At 48.1% G+C, this 15,519-nt stretch carries 13 protein-coding genes; 1 reads left to right on the plus strand and 12 read right to left on the minus strand.

The window, feature by feature from the left end; all coding sequences use genetic code 11:
* Window positions 1-73: 73 nt before the first annotated feature.
* Together HP568_RS01365 and HP568_RS01370 are read right to left on the minus strand one after the other, a co-directional pair.
* Window positions 74-1,183, minus strand: coding sequence for a sensor histidine kinase (locus tag HP568_RS01365; protein ID WP_173628106.1), 1,110 nt, complete (start codon window positions 1,181-1,183; stop codon window positions 74-76).
* Entirely contained in the window at window positions 1,173-1,862 is a 690-nt protein-coding gene (locus tag HP568_RS01370; RefSeq protein WP_217366319.1) for a response regulator transcription factor, read from the minus strand. The genes HP568_RS01365 and HP568_RS01370 overlap by 11 nt, the downstream gene beginning before the upstream one ends.
* A 199-nt stretch (window positions 1,863-2,061) precedes the next feature.
* Between HP568_RS01370 and HP568_RS01375 the strand changes: the two genes are divergently transcribed.
* Window positions 2,062-2,829: an SDR family oxidoreductase gene (locus HP568_RS01375; protein WP_173628107.1), complete on the plus strand. Its 768-nt coding sequence runs from the start codon at window positions 2,062-2,064 to the stop codon at window positions 2,827-2,829.
* 63 nt (window positions 2,830-2,892) lie between these two features.
* Here the strand turns inward: HP568_RS01375 and fumC are convergent, their stop codons facing one another.
* The 10 genes from fumC to HP568_RS01425 form a co-directional block, all read right to left on the minus strand.
* A complete protein-coding gene (fumC, locus tag HP568_RS01380; protein WP_173628108.1) occupies window positions 2,893-4,281 on the minus strand; it encodes a class II fumarate hydratase in 1,389 nt (462 codons plus the stop codon).
* 554 nt (window positions 4,282-4,835) lie between these two features.
* Window positions 4,836-5,531, minus strand: coding sequence for an MgtC/SapB family protein (locus HP568_RS01385; RefSeq protein WP_048035276.1), 696 nt, complete (start codon window positions 5,529-5,531; stop codon window positions 4,836-4,838).
* Window positions 5,532-5,686: 155 nt separating this feature from the next.
* A complete protein-coding gene (locus HP568_RS01390; RefSeq protein WP_173628109.1) occupies window positions 5,687-7,042 on the minus strand; it encodes an MATE family efflux transporter in 1,356 nt (451 codons plus the stop codon).
* Between the two features lie 135 nt (window positions 7,043-7,177).
* Window positions 7,178-8,662, minus strand: coding sequence for a lytic polysaccharide monooxygenase (locus HP568_RS01395; RefSeq protein WP_048035278.1), 1,485 nt, complete (start codon window positions 8,660-8,662; stop codon window positions 7,178-7,180).
* Window positions 8,663-8,898: 236 nt separating this feature from the next.
* Window positions 8,899-10,608 carry an adenine deaminase gene (locus HP568_RS01400; RefSeq protein WP_048035279.1) on the minus strand — a complete coding sequence of 570 codons (1,710 nt, stop codon included), beginning with the start codon at window positions 10,606-10,608 and terminating at the stop codon, window positions 8,899-8,901.
* A gap of 18 nt (window positions 10,609-10,626) precedes the next feature.
* On the minus strand, window positions 10,627-11,688 hold the full coding sequence (locus tag HP568_RS01405) for an ABC transporter ATP-binding protein (protein WP_048035280.1): 1,062 nt from the start codon (window positions 11,686-11,688) through the stop codon (window positions 10,627-10,629).
* A 15-nt stretch (window positions 11,689-11,703) separates the two neighbouring features.
* The gene (locus HP568_RS01410) at window positions 11,704-12,492 is read right to left on the minus strand and encodes an ABC transporter permease (RefSeq protein WP_048035281.1); all 789 of its coding nucleotides are present in this window, start codon (window positions 12,490-12,492) and stop codon (window positions 11,704-11,706) included.
* Window positions 12,493-12,497: 5 nt separating this feature from the next.
* A complete protein-coding gene (locus HP568_RS01415) occupies window positions 12,498-13,319 on the minus strand; it encodes an ABC transporter permease (RefSeq protein ID WP_015893850.1) in 822 nt (273 codons plus the stop codon).
* Window positions 13,320-13,345: 26 nt separating this feature from the next.
* Entirely contained in the window at window positions 13,346-14,275 is a 930-nt protein-coding gene (locus HP568_RS01420; protein ID WP_173628110.1) for a nucleoside hydrolase, read from the minus strand.
* A 74-nt stretch (window positions 14,276-14,349) separates the two neighbouring features.
* Window positions 14,350-15,423: an ABC transporter substrate-binding protein gene (locus HP568_RS01425; protein ID WP_048035283.1), complete on the minus strand. Its 1,074-nt coding sequence runs from the start codon at window positions 15,421-15,423 to the stop codon at window positions 14,350-14,352.
* Window positions 15,424-15,519 lie beyond the last annotated feature (96 nt).

Consider the following 15,519-nt stretch of genomic DNA (forward strand, 5'->3'; position numbering starts at 1 on the left):
CTTCATGCAGTCAGGATAGACTTTTCGATTAAAATTAACGGAAACGAAAGGTAAAGAAAAAGTAAAGCTTTTCTCAAATGCTTGAAATTGTACGTGGTAGCCAGACAGTAAAGGTCGTCCATTCGTTTGTGCTTTCGACCGAAATGTTGCCTTGGTGCAGATCGATGATGCTTTTGGCGATAGCGAGACCGAGACCCGAGCCTCCTGTCTCTTTCGAACGTGAGCCCTCCACCCGAAAAAAGCGTTCAAACAGGCTCGGCACATATTCAGCCGGGATCGGCGCTCCGTTATTGGCGACAGAAATCGCGATACCTTCTCCTTTCTGAAAGACGCGAATGACAATTTCCGTACCATCGCGTCCGTATTTCACAGCGTTGGAAATGAGGTTTTCCAGAACGCGAACAAGCTTGTCGGTATCTCCTGCCATTTCGATTTTTTGATCAGGCGTATCTACGATTAAGCGCAGCCCAGCCTCATTCGCCACGAGTCGAAAGCCAACCGATACTTGTTCAACCAGCTCTACCAGGTCAAACTGCGTTCGCTTCAAATACGCCCCGCGATTGCGAACCTTTGTGTACTCAAACAAATCATTGACGAGCACGTTCATCTGTTTGGCCTTCTCATAAGCGATATGAGCGTAATGCTTGAGCTTCTCCTCGTCCTTGTTCTTGTTCTGCTCAATCAGTCCAAGGTAGCCAATAATGGAGGTCAACGGCGTTCGCAGGTCATGGGAAACGTTAGTAATCAATTCATCCTTCGATTGTTCCAGCCGCCGCTCCTCCTCCATCGCATCCAAGGCGCTTTTGACCAGAGCATGGATGCTATCGACGACTTGACCCAAGCTGCCGTTCGGACGAATAGAAATCTGGTGATGATAATTGCCTTTCGCAATGAAATGCAGCTCGTTTATGATTTGCTCCATCTGCTTTTGTTCCAGGTACTTGCGGATACGAACGACCGACCATGCCGCAAACATACCGGTTGCCAGCAAAATGATTGGGATTTTAAAGGAGTTGATATCGAAATTGAGCCGCAACTTCCAGATGAACTCTCTGATTTCCGGAATGGTGTACAAATAGTTGTTGGCAAAAAAATCAGCCATTTGAAAAACAGCGTAGATGATCATGAGGCCAAGCAGCAAATCGAAAAGGATACGGATAAAATCCTTGGCTCTAAGCTTCAATTTTGTAGCCGACCCCCCAGACCGTCTGTATCACCTTTTCGCCATTTGTCGCCTTCTCAAGCTTTTCCCGCAGGTTACTGATGTGAACCATCACCGTCTTGTAGGAAACGAAATTCTCCATTTTCCAGCAACGGTCAAAAATTTCTTCTGAGCTGAATACTCGATTCGGATGACTTGCCAGTAGATGCAGGACGGAAAATTCCAATGCTGTCAGCTTGATCGGGGTGCCTTCTTTTGTCTGAACGAAGTGGCTTTGCTTGTCGATGATCAATGGGCCCGCCTCAATCACATGATCCTGTTTGCTTGCCTGCGTGTAGTTCGACCGTCGCAGGAGAGACTTGACCCGCGCAATCACTTCCAGCGGATTAAACGGCTTCGCCACGTAATCGTCTGCACCCGTCATCAAGCCCAGAATTTTGTCCATATCATTCGTTTTGGCACTCGCCATAAGAATGGGGATGGTCGAGTTTTTTCGTATTCGCTTGGTAACTTCCAGCCCATCCAGATTGGGCATCATGACATCCAGAATAACGAGATCGATAGGCTTCTGCTCCAGCCTCTCCATCGCTTCCAGACCGTCAAAAGCCTTTTCGATCTCATACCCTTCGTTGCTCAAATATATCGCCATTAGCTCTACAATCTCTTTGTCGTCATCTACAATCAAAATCCTCACGGACAAACACCTCCGACCTCGTGCATGGTAGATATAGATAGCATCACTATAACAAGAATTGTTAAAGAAAAGGTAAAGCAAGTGATTGTTCTCTAACATTATCGCCATTCCGTTCACGAGACCAACCGAGTGAATGAGAGAGCAATATTTCAAATATCCCCTTGTGTTATAACTAACTTGAATTTCAATCAAGGGAGATGAAACCATGAGTAATTTGAAAGGGAAAATGGCATTGGTAACCGGAGCAAGCCGTGGGATTGGTCGTGGCATCGCATTACGTCTGGCACAGGATGGCGCATTGGTTGTCGTACACTATGGAAGACGACAAGAAGAAGCAGAAGCAGTCGTACGTGAAATTGAACGAACGGGAGGCCAAGCTTTCGCAATCGGTGCGGACTTGCGCACCCTTGACGGCATTCGCGATTTATATGCAACATTGGACGAAGCATTGCAGAAACGTACAGGAGATCATCGTTTTGACATCCTCGTCAATAACGCTGGAATCGGACAAATCTTAACGTTGGAAGAGGCTACCGAGGAATCGTTTGACGAGGTCATGAACATCAATGTCAAAGCACCGTTTTTTATGATCCAACAAGCTTTGCCCCGTTTAAAAGAGGAAGGCCGTATCATCAATCTCTCATCCTTTGTTACTCGTGCAGCTTCCCCAAGTGTGTTCACTTACAGTATATCGAAGGGGGCTGTTAACACACTAACGCTAGCTCTGGCTAAACAACTGGGGAGCCGTCATATTACGGTAAATGCGATCTTGCCGGGCATTATTAATACGGAGATGAATGCTGGCACGCTGCAAAATAATCCGGATGGGCAGAAGTACGCTGCTGGACTTTCCACCTTTAACAGATGGGGAGAGCCTGATGATGTAGCGGATATTGCCGCCTTTCTCGCTTCCTCGGACAGCCGTTGGGTAACCGGTCAATTAATTGATGCAAGTGGCGGTTCGCATCTGTAATCGTTCTCAAAAAAATAACCGATGGCCACAATCACGGGACCATCGGTTTTGTTTATGAAGATCCTATTCTTTTGGATGAATCATTTGTTCAGGACGTACGATTTGATCGAATTGCTCTTCGGTCAGCAAATTGCTCTTGATCGCCGCTTCCTTGAGTGTGATGCCTTCTTTGTGAGCCAGCTTCGCTACGGCAGCCGCATTTTCATAGCCGATATGCGGGTTCAGTGCCGTCACCAGCATCAACGAGTTGTTCAGGTTTTCTTTGATCACTGTCAGATCAGGCTCGATGCCTACTGCGCAATTGTCGTTGAAGGACTTCATCGCGTCTGCCAATAATCTTGCAGATTGCAGGAAATTGTAGATGATCACTGGCTTAAACACGTTCAGCTCGAAGTTCCCCTGGCTAGCAGCAAAGCCAATGGCAGCATCGTTGCCCATCACTTGGCATACAACCATCGTCATCGCTTCGCTTTGGGTCGGATTCACCTTGCCTGGCATGATCGAGCTGCCTGGCTCGTTTGCCGGAATGATAAGTTCGCCGATTCCGCAACGTGGGCCGCTCGCTAGCCATCTTACATCATTGGCGATTTTCATCAGGTCCGCAGCCAGTGCTTTCAGGGCACCATGTACATGAACGAGCTCGTCATGGCTGGTCAGCGCGTGGAACTTGTTTTCTGCGGTCACGAATTGGTGGTTGGTTTCCTTGCTGATTTCTGCTGCGACCATTTCACCGAAGCGCGGGTGCGCATTGATGCCTGTTCCTACTGCTGTACCGCCAATCGCCAGCTCACGCAGGTACTCATTGCTCTCCTTAATCATCTTTTCCGATTTTTCCAGCATGCGTACCCAACCGCTGAATTCTTGGCCCAGCGTCAGCGGAGTCGCGTCCTGCAAATGCGTGCGACCGATTTTGATGATATCCATATAGGCTTCGCTTTTTTCTTTCAGCGTTGCTTGTAACAGCTTAATTGCAGGCAGTACTTGCTCCTCGATAGCGACCAGTCCAGCCATGTGCATTGCTGTCGGGAATGTATCATTGGAGCTCTGTGATTTGTTCACATCATCGTTGGCATGGATGCGAGCCGAGCTGCCCTTCTCTTGCAGCAATTGGTTAGCGCGATGAGCAATGACTTCGTTGACGTTCATATTGGATTGGGTGCCACTACCCGTTTGCCAGACAACCAGTGGGAAATGCTCATCCCATTTTCCTTGGATCACTTCATCTGCTGCCGCCACAATCGCTTCTGCCTTTTCATTATCGAGCTTGCCCAGCTTTTGATTCGCCAGTGCTGCACTTTTTTTCAGGATGGCAAACATGCGAATCAGTGGAAGTGGCATTTTTTCTTCGCCGATTTCAAAGTTTTGGAAGCTACGTTGTGTTTGGGCGCCCCACAGCTTATCCGCCGGAACCTTGATTTCTCCAATCGTGTCCTTTTCAATTCTGAATTCCATCTCGCATCCTCCTCGTTATCAAGCGTTTACTTATGTAAAAAAGGATAAAGCAGTTCTTCTTAATTAAAATGATAATGATTTTCATTCTTGTTATCAAGGGATGAAGTGTTTTTTCGGGAACGATGAAAAAATATTGTCCAACGGTTGGGGGCGGGGGAAGCCCTGCCACATGTCTTCCAGTCGCCTGTATCCTCTCTTCGTTCGGGCGGTCTCCTTCCAGACATGTGACAGTGCTTTCGTACAGCTTATGTGTTGTAGGAGCTTTTACAACGTTTTGTAAGTAATTCAGGGAGACTTCATGAGTTCCCTTTCAAGAATGGAAACAAAAAGCCGCGTAGGAAAAAATGGCGGGGAATTCCAGCTTCACTTATGGAAATCTTCCTCGAAATATCTACGTTTGAAGCGCTCCCGTCATTTTTTCCGAAGCGGACAGTCTTCACCCTCAGCAGGGCGGAGGCCGAAGCGTAGACTGGAAATGCGCTTCTTCCCTCACGACAGAAACTAAAAAAGACGAAAGCCAAATCCTGATGGCCTCCGTCTTCTATTATTCCTTTTTATCTGCTTTCTACTTCTACAGAAACAACATGATCTACCGCTTTCAGCAAACTGTAAATATCGGTCGTGTACGTATTTTCCGAAGCTGTAATCATCATTTCCAGCTTTTGCAGACTATTGTCCAAGTCTTTGACCTTCACCCGCTTCACTTGCAGTTCGAGGTGCTTAATCTGCTTGAACACCAAATCCAAATCGCCCCCGCCTTCGACTACGATCTTGATTGACAAATCTCTTTGTCTGAGTGATTCTGGACCAATCAAGCGAAGAATAATCGGGAACAAATTAATCGCCAAAATAATGAGGATCGTCGCGGTCACTGCCTCAAAATAAAATCCTGCTCCTACTGCAATCCCAAGTCCAGAAGCCGCCCAGACCATCGATGCTGTGGTCAAGCCCGAAATGACATCATTACTCCGGCGTAGAATAACACCAGCCCCAAGGAAACCTACACCGCTCACAATTTGAGCAGCCAAGCGCAGAGGGTCCATATTCGTGTGTCCAGGCAAGGAGAACCGATGCACGGATTCAATCGAGACAATCGTAATGAGACAGCTCGCAACCGAAATAACCATGCTGGTCTTTACACCCAGCGGCTTGTGCTTGAGCTGCCGATCCATACCAATCATCAAGCCTAGAAATAGTGCAACTCCTAGTTTTAGCAAAAAATCATATGTCGTGAATACCGAGAGTGACATGAGCCTCTCCCCCCATCTGCTTTGATGTCAGGTTATCTTCCATCGTCTATGATAAGAAGTATATCTGGTCTTTCAACTAGTGTAAACGGGGCTTTCATTCTTCATGCAAAAAGCGGAAAACCCCCGCATCAGGGATTTTCCGCTTATCTGTTTCCTTATGAATGGCTGCGAATCATGCGTTTCTGTAACGACAGCAGACGTCCAAAAAGGAAGATGGCGCCGGCAGCCAATCCCGTAATCAGACCAATCCAGTATCCGAATGCTGCAAGCGAAGTGAATTTCGCGAGAATGTATCCCAAAGGCAAGCCAATCACCCAATAAGATATCAGCGCAACGATAAAGGTAACGGTCACATCCTTGTACCCGCGCAGTACACCTTGAATAGGTGCTGCGACGGCATCAGAGATCAGGAAGAGGATCGAGTACATCAGGAAATGCTGGGCAAGCTCCAACACCTCAATGTCGGTCGTGTAAAAACCAGCCACCTGTTCACTAAACATCAGCAAGCCGATTCCGAACAAAAGGGCAATACCAAGAGCGATACCTATCCCCAAATAACTGTACTGCTTTGCGTCCCGGTACCTTTTGGCTCCAACCTCAAAACCAACGACAATCGTCAACGCCATGGATATGCTCAATGGCACCATGTACAGGAATGAGGCGAAGTTCATTGCTGCCTGATGCGCCGCAATCGTAATCGTACTGTATTCACTCATGAACAAAGTGACGGCCGCAAAAATGCTAACCTCGCAAAAGATCGAAAATCCGATGGGCAGCCCCAGCTTCAGTAGCTCTTTCCATGCTTTCATCGAGATCCGGTGAAATTGGGAGAACAAACCGAACTCAACGAATGGGTGTACGCGATTCACGACAAACAGAGTAATCAGCAAAATACACCAGTACGTGATGCCAGATGCAAGCCCGGCACCGATTCCGCCCAGTCGAGGCAAGCCAAAGTTACCAAAGATAAGAGCGTAGTTCAAAAAGACGTTGATCGGCAACGAAAGCAGGGTAATGAACATCGTTACCCGTGTCTGTCCTAATGCGTCGATAAAGCAACGAAGCACCGTATAAAGAAACATCGGAATAATTCCAATAGCGATTGCATGCAGGAAGCCGCGAGCAATCATGCGTACCTCAGGCTCCAATTGCATCCAGTTCAGGATCGGATCAAGTACCAAACCTCCGACGATGATGACACCGACCGCAATCCCCACACTCAAATACAAGGCCTGCATAACCGTGTAAGGCACCTGATCTCGTTTCCCTGCCCCAACCATCTGTGCAACCATCGGCATGACAGCCATCAGAATCCCCGTCAAGCCTGCTTGAACAGGTGTCCATAGACTAGCCCCAATCGCTACCCCCGCCAAATCTGTCGGACTGGCATGGCCAGACATAATGGTATCGGCGAACGTCATCGAAAACAGCGCCAGTTGTGATATCAAGATCGGAAGCAAAACAGCCAAAAACTGTCGCCATTTTTCATTTAGCGAATAGGTTTCATTCATTTTTCATATCCTTCTAACCTTATAAGATGGACTTATCGTTCAAATTATAAGTATATCAAAACAAGGAGAAATCGGCAAAATAGTGGCTGCACTTACACAAACAAAGCCCAGGCAGACCACCCGGGCTTTGCAACATTATTCAACCAGCTTCCATACATCGGCTTTCCCTGGCTCTTCGCCTTTGGTCCACCATTTCGCCTCATAAACCTTGTCTTCGAAGTTCACTTGCGCTCCGCCATCATACGCTTTGCCGGAATCCCACGACAGTACGACAACGCTCACCAGCTTCCACGCATCGGAACGGTCTGGCTGTTCTCCAGTTACCCACCATTTTGCTACGAATTCCAGTCCATCATACAAGACCCGGTCGCCCTGTACATACACAGCAGTGGAATCCCAATCGGCGATTTCACCTGGTACTTCAGGTTTTTTCTCCGTTGTGCTTGCAGCAAAAGGTGCGCTCTCTTCGGAAATGTTTCCTGCGGCATCAACTGCTTTGATCGTATACGTATAAGATGTTCCTGCTGTTAATCCTTTATCGACAAAGGAAGGCTTTTCAACTGTTCCTACGTGGGAGCCATCACGGTAAATCTCGTATTTCACCACACCAACATTGTCACGGGAAGGACTCCACATGAGGTCGATTTCTGTCTCCGTTGGATGGTGAGTCATGATTCCCGCTGGTGCCGTCGGTGCTTCTGTATCCACGATATCTTCTGCTTTTGTGCGAACAGTTAGTGCTTTGCTAGCGTTAGACTCTTTCCCTGTGCCATCGACTGCCACAACGGTGTAGCTATAAGCTGTAGCAGGCGTCAAATCTTTGTCCGTGTATGCTGTTTCTTTGGTAGATGCGATTAATTTGCCATCGCGATACACGTCGTACTGTTTGATTCCGTCAGTTGCCACGGATTTGGTCCAGCCAAGCTCAATGCTCGTAGCTGTTTGCGATACGGAAGTCACATTGCCTGGAACAGTAGGCTGTTCTACAACGCCTGTTCCAGCGTTAGTCAAATTCACGTCAATCGCCTGGTAAAAGGCCATGCCCGTATCAGCAATTTCCCAAACACCCAAAATAATGTGGTAACCGCTGCGATCTGTCGGTACATTGCACGAATGCGTTACCGTGTATGGTGGTCTTTTCCCTCCATCCTGGAACGAGCAAAACAGTTCCAGATCCGCTCGGGCAAGCGGCTTGTTAGGATTCCAATCTTTTTTCGTGATGTAATATTTCCACTCCGCTGTACTATGCGGGGCTGTCAGATTCCAAGTAAACGCATTTTGTCCACCCTGCAAGGTAACCTTGGTCCAGCGATCTGCTGTTTGTGTGTAAAGCTCAGGATAGCGGCCTGCACCGGTAAATTCACCATCGGCAGGACCAGATTGCGGGAACGACCCAATGCCCTCCACGCTTTGCGGTTCCCACTGGATTTGACCGCAGCCTGTGTTTTGCCCCGTCTTACACAAGTAAGAGCGACTCGCTGGCGATTCGATGTACCCGTGAGCCGAGGCTTTCTCAGCGAACACGAGTGTAGCTGCGCCTGCCACCAGCATCATTGCCAGCATGAACAAAAGCGACAGCCCTTTACTGAACAGTTTGTTTCTCAACCCTACGTTATCCATTTATTTATCTCCTCTTTTCTGGATTAGGATCGAATACCATGTTACAGAAAATTTTTCCAGTATTACAGATTCTGAATACCTAAACCAAAACCTACCAAATACCTGAATTCCAGTCAGAAAATAGGGAGATGATCAGGAGTGTATACCTATGCATGAAAATTTATATGCTTCTTTCGGGACTTTTTGATCAAAAAAAGTTGCCTGCCGAAAATAATATTCTCAGCAAGCAACTTTTATCACATCAAGAGCAACGGAACTATTTTCCCGTCATTTACATCAATCAACCCCAGATCCGTCAGCTTCAAGGCTGGACTGACCGGTAAGGAATGGGTGCTGATCGACATGATCGGGTTGTAGTGGTTGTAACCGAGCGACTCCATGGCACGGCGAAGTTGTTCGACTTCCTTTGCCGTCTTTTCCAATGGTTCCTCTGTCAAAATGCCTCCAACTGGCAAATGAAGGCTCGCGATCACCTTGCCATCCTCGACCACGTAAAACCCGCCCTGGTTGCGGATGACTTCATTGGCTGCGACCATCATATCGTGCGGATTGTGTCCGACAACCAAGAGATTGTGGTTGTCATGCGAATAACTGGTGGCTACTGCACCTCGCTTGATCGTATCCCCGCTGATCAAGCCATAACCGCGATTGCCGTTTTTGCCATAGCGTTCAAAGACGGCGATCAAGCCGTACGGGCTTTCCTCCCACAAGAGTTGTCCTTCCCGCACCTCAGCGATTCCACGGTGATCCTCTGTAAAAGTAGAACCGTTTTGCACGAGCATGACCCGGCATGGATAGCGATTGTCCGGCACATCTACTGTGACGTGGAAGTCTTGCTCTGTAAGCGGCGATAGCTTGATGCTCTCATAAAAATGCGCAGGAAACTGCTTTTCTTTGACTACTTGTCGATACTCTTCCTTGACGTCGAAAGCTTTCTTCCCATTTTTATAGACGCGTTCGATCTTGAGTTCATGCAGATCAGACAACAACAGGAAATCTGCTATTTTGCCAGGAGCAATCGCCCCTCGATCCTTCATGTTCATACGTCTGGCTGGGGTAAATGTACTCGCGTAGATGGCGCGCTCTGGCTGCATGCCCATTTGAATGGCTTTTTTCACGATATGGTTCAAATGTCCACGATTGACCAAAGAATCGGTCATCACATCATCCGTCACGAAGCAAAAATGCTCAGAAACATCTTCCTTTACAAAAAAGTCCATGACTTCTTCCGTCATCGATTTTTCTTGAATCTCCAGAAACATGCCCGCTGCAATTCTCGCTTCCATGCCCTCACGCGTCTGGTGCGTATGATCGGAGTCCACTCCCGCATAAATGACACGATGCAGGTCCAAATCAAGCAATTTCGGAACATGTCCCTCGATGACGAGCTTTGGATACGTCTTGCGGATATGCTCCAGGATGCGATTCGTCTTGCAGTCAGGGTCCTTGATGATGTCTACGTAGTTCATAATTTCGCCGAGGCAAATGATCTCTTCAGAACGCAAGAGCTCATCCATGTCTGCAATCTCGACAGACCCACCAGTCGTTTCCATCGAAGTAGCTGGTACGGAGCTCGGGATCGCGTACAGCATATCAACGACACAATCACGGCTCGCGCGAATCATCTCTTTGATCCCTTCGATTCCGAACACATTGGCCATCTCATGCGGCTCCGGTACGATCGTCGTCACTCCGTTTTGAATCAAGCCAAAGGAAAAGGTCTCCGGCGTCACCATCGTGCTCTCAATATGCAAGTGAATATCGACCAGACCAGGAATCATGTAGCGGCCTTGTCCGTCCACGATCTCGGCAGCTTCAAATGTTTCCGTACTCCGCTCACCAATATAGAAGAATCGTTCATCCAAAACAGCGACGTTTCCTTTGATGAACTTTTTAAAATAACTGTTAAACACTTGGACGTCTTGAATCAACAAATCGACCTTCACGAAAATAACCTCCTGTCTTTAGTCCACGAGTACCACTTTGTCTTTTGGAAACAGCAGATTGACGTTTAGGCCAGTCTTGTACGGCGTCTCCATCTCTTGATTGACCGTGAAGTCGCCCAGCTCTGTTTCCACGACATATTGATAGCTGCGTCCCAAAAACGTGCTTACCTTTACTGTTCCGCGCAAACGGTTCATTCCCGGCTCGGCGCTCTCTTCTGTCGTCACGAGGAGGTCATCTGGTCGCATTGCACATTTTTTGCCGGACGGATTCGCCGTTCCCGGATTTTTGGACGCGGTAAAATGATGGTCACCGACGCGCAGGCCGATTTCTCCGTTCTGCTCGTTGCGCTCTGCGAAGTCGATAAAGTTGGTAAAACCAATAAAGCGAGCGATGAACTCCGTCTTCGGATATTTGAAAATCGTGGCTGGATCGTCGAGCTGCTCGATCACACCCTTGTTCATGATCGCCACCTGATCCGAGATGGAGAAGCACTCCTCCTGGTCATGCGATACGTACACAGTCGTAATTCCCAGCTCCTGCTGAATGCGACGGATTTCTACGCGCATGTTGATCCGCAGGTTGGCATCGAGGTTACTGAGCGGCTCATCGAACAGCAGCAGGTCAGGCTGAATCACCAGTGCACGAGCAATCGCCACGCGCTGTCTTTGACCACCAGACAGCTCCTTCGGGAAACGCTTTTCATAGCCGCCGAGACTCACGACTTCGAGGATTTGCTGCACCCGGTTCTTTACCTCTGTTTCATTGACCTTGCGCAGGCGCAAACCGAACGCCACGTTATCGAAAACTGAAAGGTGTGGAAACAGCGCATAGCTCTGGAACACAAACCCGAAGTTGCGCTTGTTGACCGGAACGCGCGTATAATCTTTTCCGTCAAACATGAACCGGCCATCTTTTGCTTCCAGAAAACCCGCAATCAGTCGGAGTGTCGTCGTCTTTCCGCAACCGCTTGGACCGAGCAAAGAGATGAGCTGTCCTTTTTCGATATTGAGATTGAAGTTTTGCAAAATATATTGATTGTCATAGGCAACCGATACGTTTTCCAGCGTGAGCAATGCCATGAGTTGATGCCTCCGTTATCGTTTTGTAAAGTAGGAAAGCCCCATCAGACGTTCAATGATGAACATGAGAATAGCCGTAAGAATCATGAGCAGCACGGAAATCGCGGCGATCGTCGGATCGAAGTTGTTTTCTACGTACGTCAGCATCTGGATCGGCAGCGTGCTTACCCCTGGTCCTGTCATGAAAACAGAGATATCTACGTTGTTGAACGACTCCAGAAAAGCGATCAGAATCGCAGCAATAATCCCAGAGCGAATATTCGGCAAGACGACTTTAAAAAAGGTTTCGAGACGTCCTGCCCCAAGGCTTAACGCCGCTTCTTCAATGGCGAAGTCAAAGTTAGACAAGGAAGATGCAATGACGCGAATAATAAACGGAAGCATCAGCACCGTATGACCGACGAGAAGTCCCGCATAAATCGGCAAATGATATACGACAATGACGTATTTCAGCATGGCAAAGCCCATCACGATACCCGGAATCAGGACAGGTGAGATGAAAATGCCATTCAAGATGCCCTTGCCGCGAAAATCAAAGCGACTGAGCGCATAAGCTGCCGGAATCCCTAACAAGAGCGCCAAGAGATTCCCGAGCAAGGAAACGAACATCGACGTCTTGAAGGTCGTCATGAACATTTCTACCTCGAAAATGTTTTCGTACCACCGCCAGGAAAAGCCCTCCGGCGGAAACTTCAAGACGCTTCCCGGCTCAAACGACGTAAAAGAAATGATAATGAGCGGCCCTAGCAAAAACAGAAAGACGAGAGAGGTAAACAGGGCCAACCCGCGATTTTTCTCCTGCATAGCTTCTACCCCTTCGGATTTAATTTGGTCGCCAGCTTGTTCATGAAATAGATGACGACAAATGTAATGACAATCATGATCGTGGCAATGACAGATGCCAAATGCCAATCATTGAGCGTAATCGCATTTTGATACAGGAACGTAGAGATGACCCGCTGTTTTCCACCTAGCAGGGCAGGCGTGGTGTAGGCGGTCAAGCTTCCGACAAACACCAGAATGCTACCAATGATAAGTCCCGGTACACTAAGTGGCACAATGACCTTCCAGAAGGCTGTCAACTTGGAAGCACCCAAGCTTTCCGCCGCCTTCAGCAAATCTGGGTCGATGTTTTCCATCACCCCTACCAGCGTAATAATGATCAGCGGCAGGAACAGATGAATCAAACCAATCATCATCGCAGTCGGCGTATACAATATTTCCAACGGCTTATCAATGAGCCCGATTGCAAGCAGCGAGCTGTTCAATAAGCCCTTTTTTCCGAGAATAATCATCCAAGAGAACGACCGCACGACAGAACTGGTCAGCAAAGGAAAAATCGCCAATGCCAGCAAGATACCCTTTTTACGTGGGCCCAGCTTGGAAATGTAGTACGCAGCAGGAAAACCAATCAGGACACACGCAATCGTCGTGACCAGACTGACTTGCAGCGTCGTCAGCATAATTTTCAGGAAGTACGCGTCGGTCAGAAATTGGAGATAGCCTTGGATCGTAAAGCTACCCTCTTGATAAAAGGTGGATGCGATCGTCATCACAATTGGAATGACCATGAACAGCGTCAAAAACAGCACACCCGGCAACAGCAATAAATAAAGACCCGTTTTTCTCATCTGATTAACTCCTGTTCACGGTATCGTCAGGCTTTCAATGCGCCGAGAAAACGCGCAAAGAACGCATCTGCATCTACGTCCAGACAGACGTTTATGTTCGGTTCTTTTTTCAGGCGGTTTTGAAAGTCGCAAACCGTTTGCCCATCACACAACTCACTTCTCGTTTCGATATCTACATACAGCTTCTGCGTCTTCACCAGCTTCGGATCGAGTGCGACTGCGACAGCCAATGGATCATGCATGGCGCACGCATAAATGCCATTTCGCTGAAAATAGCGATGAAGGTAATCAGACGTACTCTGTCTTACGTACTCGCCCATCGGTGTATCTCCTAGCTCGCGAATATGCTCCTCGTTCAGGAGCACTCTTCGCGTCACATCCAGTCCAACAAGCGTCAATTGCGGGAATCCGGCATGAAACACAACCTTGGCCGCCTCTGGATCGACGTACATGTTATACTCCGCAACTGGCGTCACATTGCCATGCTCGCGGACCACTCCACCCATGAAAATGACTTCCTTGACGTGTTGGACGAGCTCCGGGCATTTTTTCACCGCCAGCGCCAAATTGGTCAACGGCCCCGTCATGATGAGCGTAATCTCGCCGGAATGCGCGAGTACGTTTTCCACGATGAAATCAGGAGCAAAGCCAGCAGTCGGCTTCTTGTACATCGGAACGCCGGGCAGAGCACCTCCCAAGCCATCCTCACCATGTACGGCATGCTCGAAAAACAACGGCCGCAACAGCGGTTCAGATGCTCCACAGACAACAGGGATTTGCTCGCCGACTTGCAAGAAATCGAGAATTTTGCACGTGTTTTCTGTAGCTTTTCGCAACGACACGTTGCCATTCACCGTAGTGATGCCCACCAAATCGAATTGCCCGCTCTTCACAGCGAGAATAATGCCAAGCGCATCATCAATGCCCGTATCTACGTCAAGAATGATCTTTTGCACGAGTGGTCCTCCTCACGAAAACGAGGGTATATCCGAAATTGTCTATACCCTCGCCCTTGTTTTTCTAACGTTCGTTATTGCGTGATTTCACGGTTCCAACGGTCAATCCATGCTTTGGAGTGCTCGTTAACGAATTTCATGTCCAGCATTTTCAGCTTGCTTACGGTTTCTTCCCCGTACGTTACGCCTTTTGCCTCTTCTTCTGTCAGTTGAACCGTTTTGTTTACAGGGGAATCGATTTTTGCTTTTGCTGTTTTTTCCTGAACTTCCTTGCTCAGTTGGTAGTTGATGAAGTCTTCAGCCAGTGCTTTGTTTTTCGAGCCTTTTACGATGTTAACCGTATTCATGACCGCATATCCACCGCTTGCAGGTTGTACGAAAACAGCTTCTGGAACAGCGGCCTTGATGTCTTTGAAGTACATTTCCATGATCGGTCCTACGCCGATTTCTTCTTGTCCAAACATATTCACGTATTCAGAGGTCTTATCGTAGAACTTCACTACACTTTGGTTGACTTCTTTCATTTTCGCGAAGGCTTGATCTTCGTTAAATTCCTTGTTGCCCGCTGTCTGGGAAGCACTGTCGAGAACCATCGGGCCAGTTGTGGACGTAATGCTTGGCAGTGTCAGCTTGCCCGCCAGCTCTGGATTCCACAGGTCTTTCCAATCCTTGATCTCGGTTTTCACGAGCTTTGGATTGTAGGCAATTCCGAATTGACCAATCGTGTAAGCTGGACCGTACTCCTCGCCCAGTGGTGCTTTGGCAATGTCGTAGATTTGATCCAGGTTCGGGATGCGGCTGCGGTCGATTTTTTCAAATGCGCCACTCTCAATCCCTTGCTGTGCATAGTAGTCAGAGAGGTAGATCAAGTCTACATCGGAGCTTCCTTGGCGAATTTTGTTCAGGCGCTCTGCATTGTTCCCGATTTCCAGCACGATTTTCACGTTATGTTCTTTTTCAAATGGCTCATATACTTCTTTGCGGAAAAAGTCTTCGGAGAAGCCCCATGTGGAGATGACCAGCTTTTGTGGCTCACCCTTGGCTTCGCCTCCAGCCCCTCCCGCTTGTGGTTGATCATTGCTGCCACAGCCAGCAAGAGCCAGTGACATCATTGAAAAAGACAGGATTCCAGCAAGTAATTTTTTCATCGTAATTCTCCTCCAGTTGGGTTCATTTGATGACAAAATATGGTGATACAATAAAAAGAAAAGTACCCTTGATTAGAACGTATCATTCTAAACAAG

This window comes from Brevibacillus sp. MS2.2, from assembly GCF_013284345.1.
GTDB lineage: Bacteria > Bacillota > Bacilli > Brevibacillales > Brevibacillaceae > Brevibacillus > Brevibacillus brevis_C.

What these genes read in the sequence shown, in the direction of transcription:
- HP568_RS01375 (WP_173628107.1), top strand. Translation starts at nt 2,062, where the DNA reads ATGAGTAATTTGAAAGGGAAAATGGCATTGGTAACCGGAGCAAGCCGT.
- fumC (WP_173628108.1), bottom strand. Translation starts at nt 4,281, where the DNA reads ATGGAATTCAGAATTGAAAAGGACACGATTGGAGAAATCAAGGTTCCG.
- HP568_RS01385 (WP_048035276.1), bottom strand. Translation starts at nt 5,531, where the DNA reads ATGTCACTCTCGGTATTCACGACATATGATTTTTTGCTAAAACTAGGA.
- HP568_RS01390 (WP_173628109.1), bottom strand. Translation starts at nt 7,042, where the DNA reads ATGAATGAAACCTATTCGCTAAATGAAAAATGGCGACAGTTTTTGGCT.
- HP568_RS01395 (WP_048035278.1), bottom strand. Translation starts at nt 8,662, where the DNA reads ATGGATAACGTAGGGTTGAGAAACAAACTGTTCAGTAAAGGGCTGTCG.
- HP568_RS01405 (WP_048035280.1), bottom strand. Translation starts at nt 11,688, where the DNA reads ATGGCATTGCTCACGCTGGAAAACGTATCGGTTGCCTATGACAATCAA.
- HP568_RS01410 (WP_048035281.1), bottom strand. Translation starts at nt 12,492, where the DNA reads ATGCAGGAGAAAAATCGCGGGTTGGCCCTGTTTACCTCTCTCGTCTTT.
- HP568_RS01415 (WP_015893850.1), bottom strand. Translation starts at nt 13,319, where the DNA reads ATGAGAAAAACGGGTCTTTATTTATTGCTGTTGCCGGGTGTGCTGTTT.
- HP568_RS01425 (WP_048035283.1), bottom strand. Translation starts at nt 15,423, where the DNA reads ATGAAAAAATTACTTGCTGGAATCCTGTCTTTTTCAATGATGTCACTG.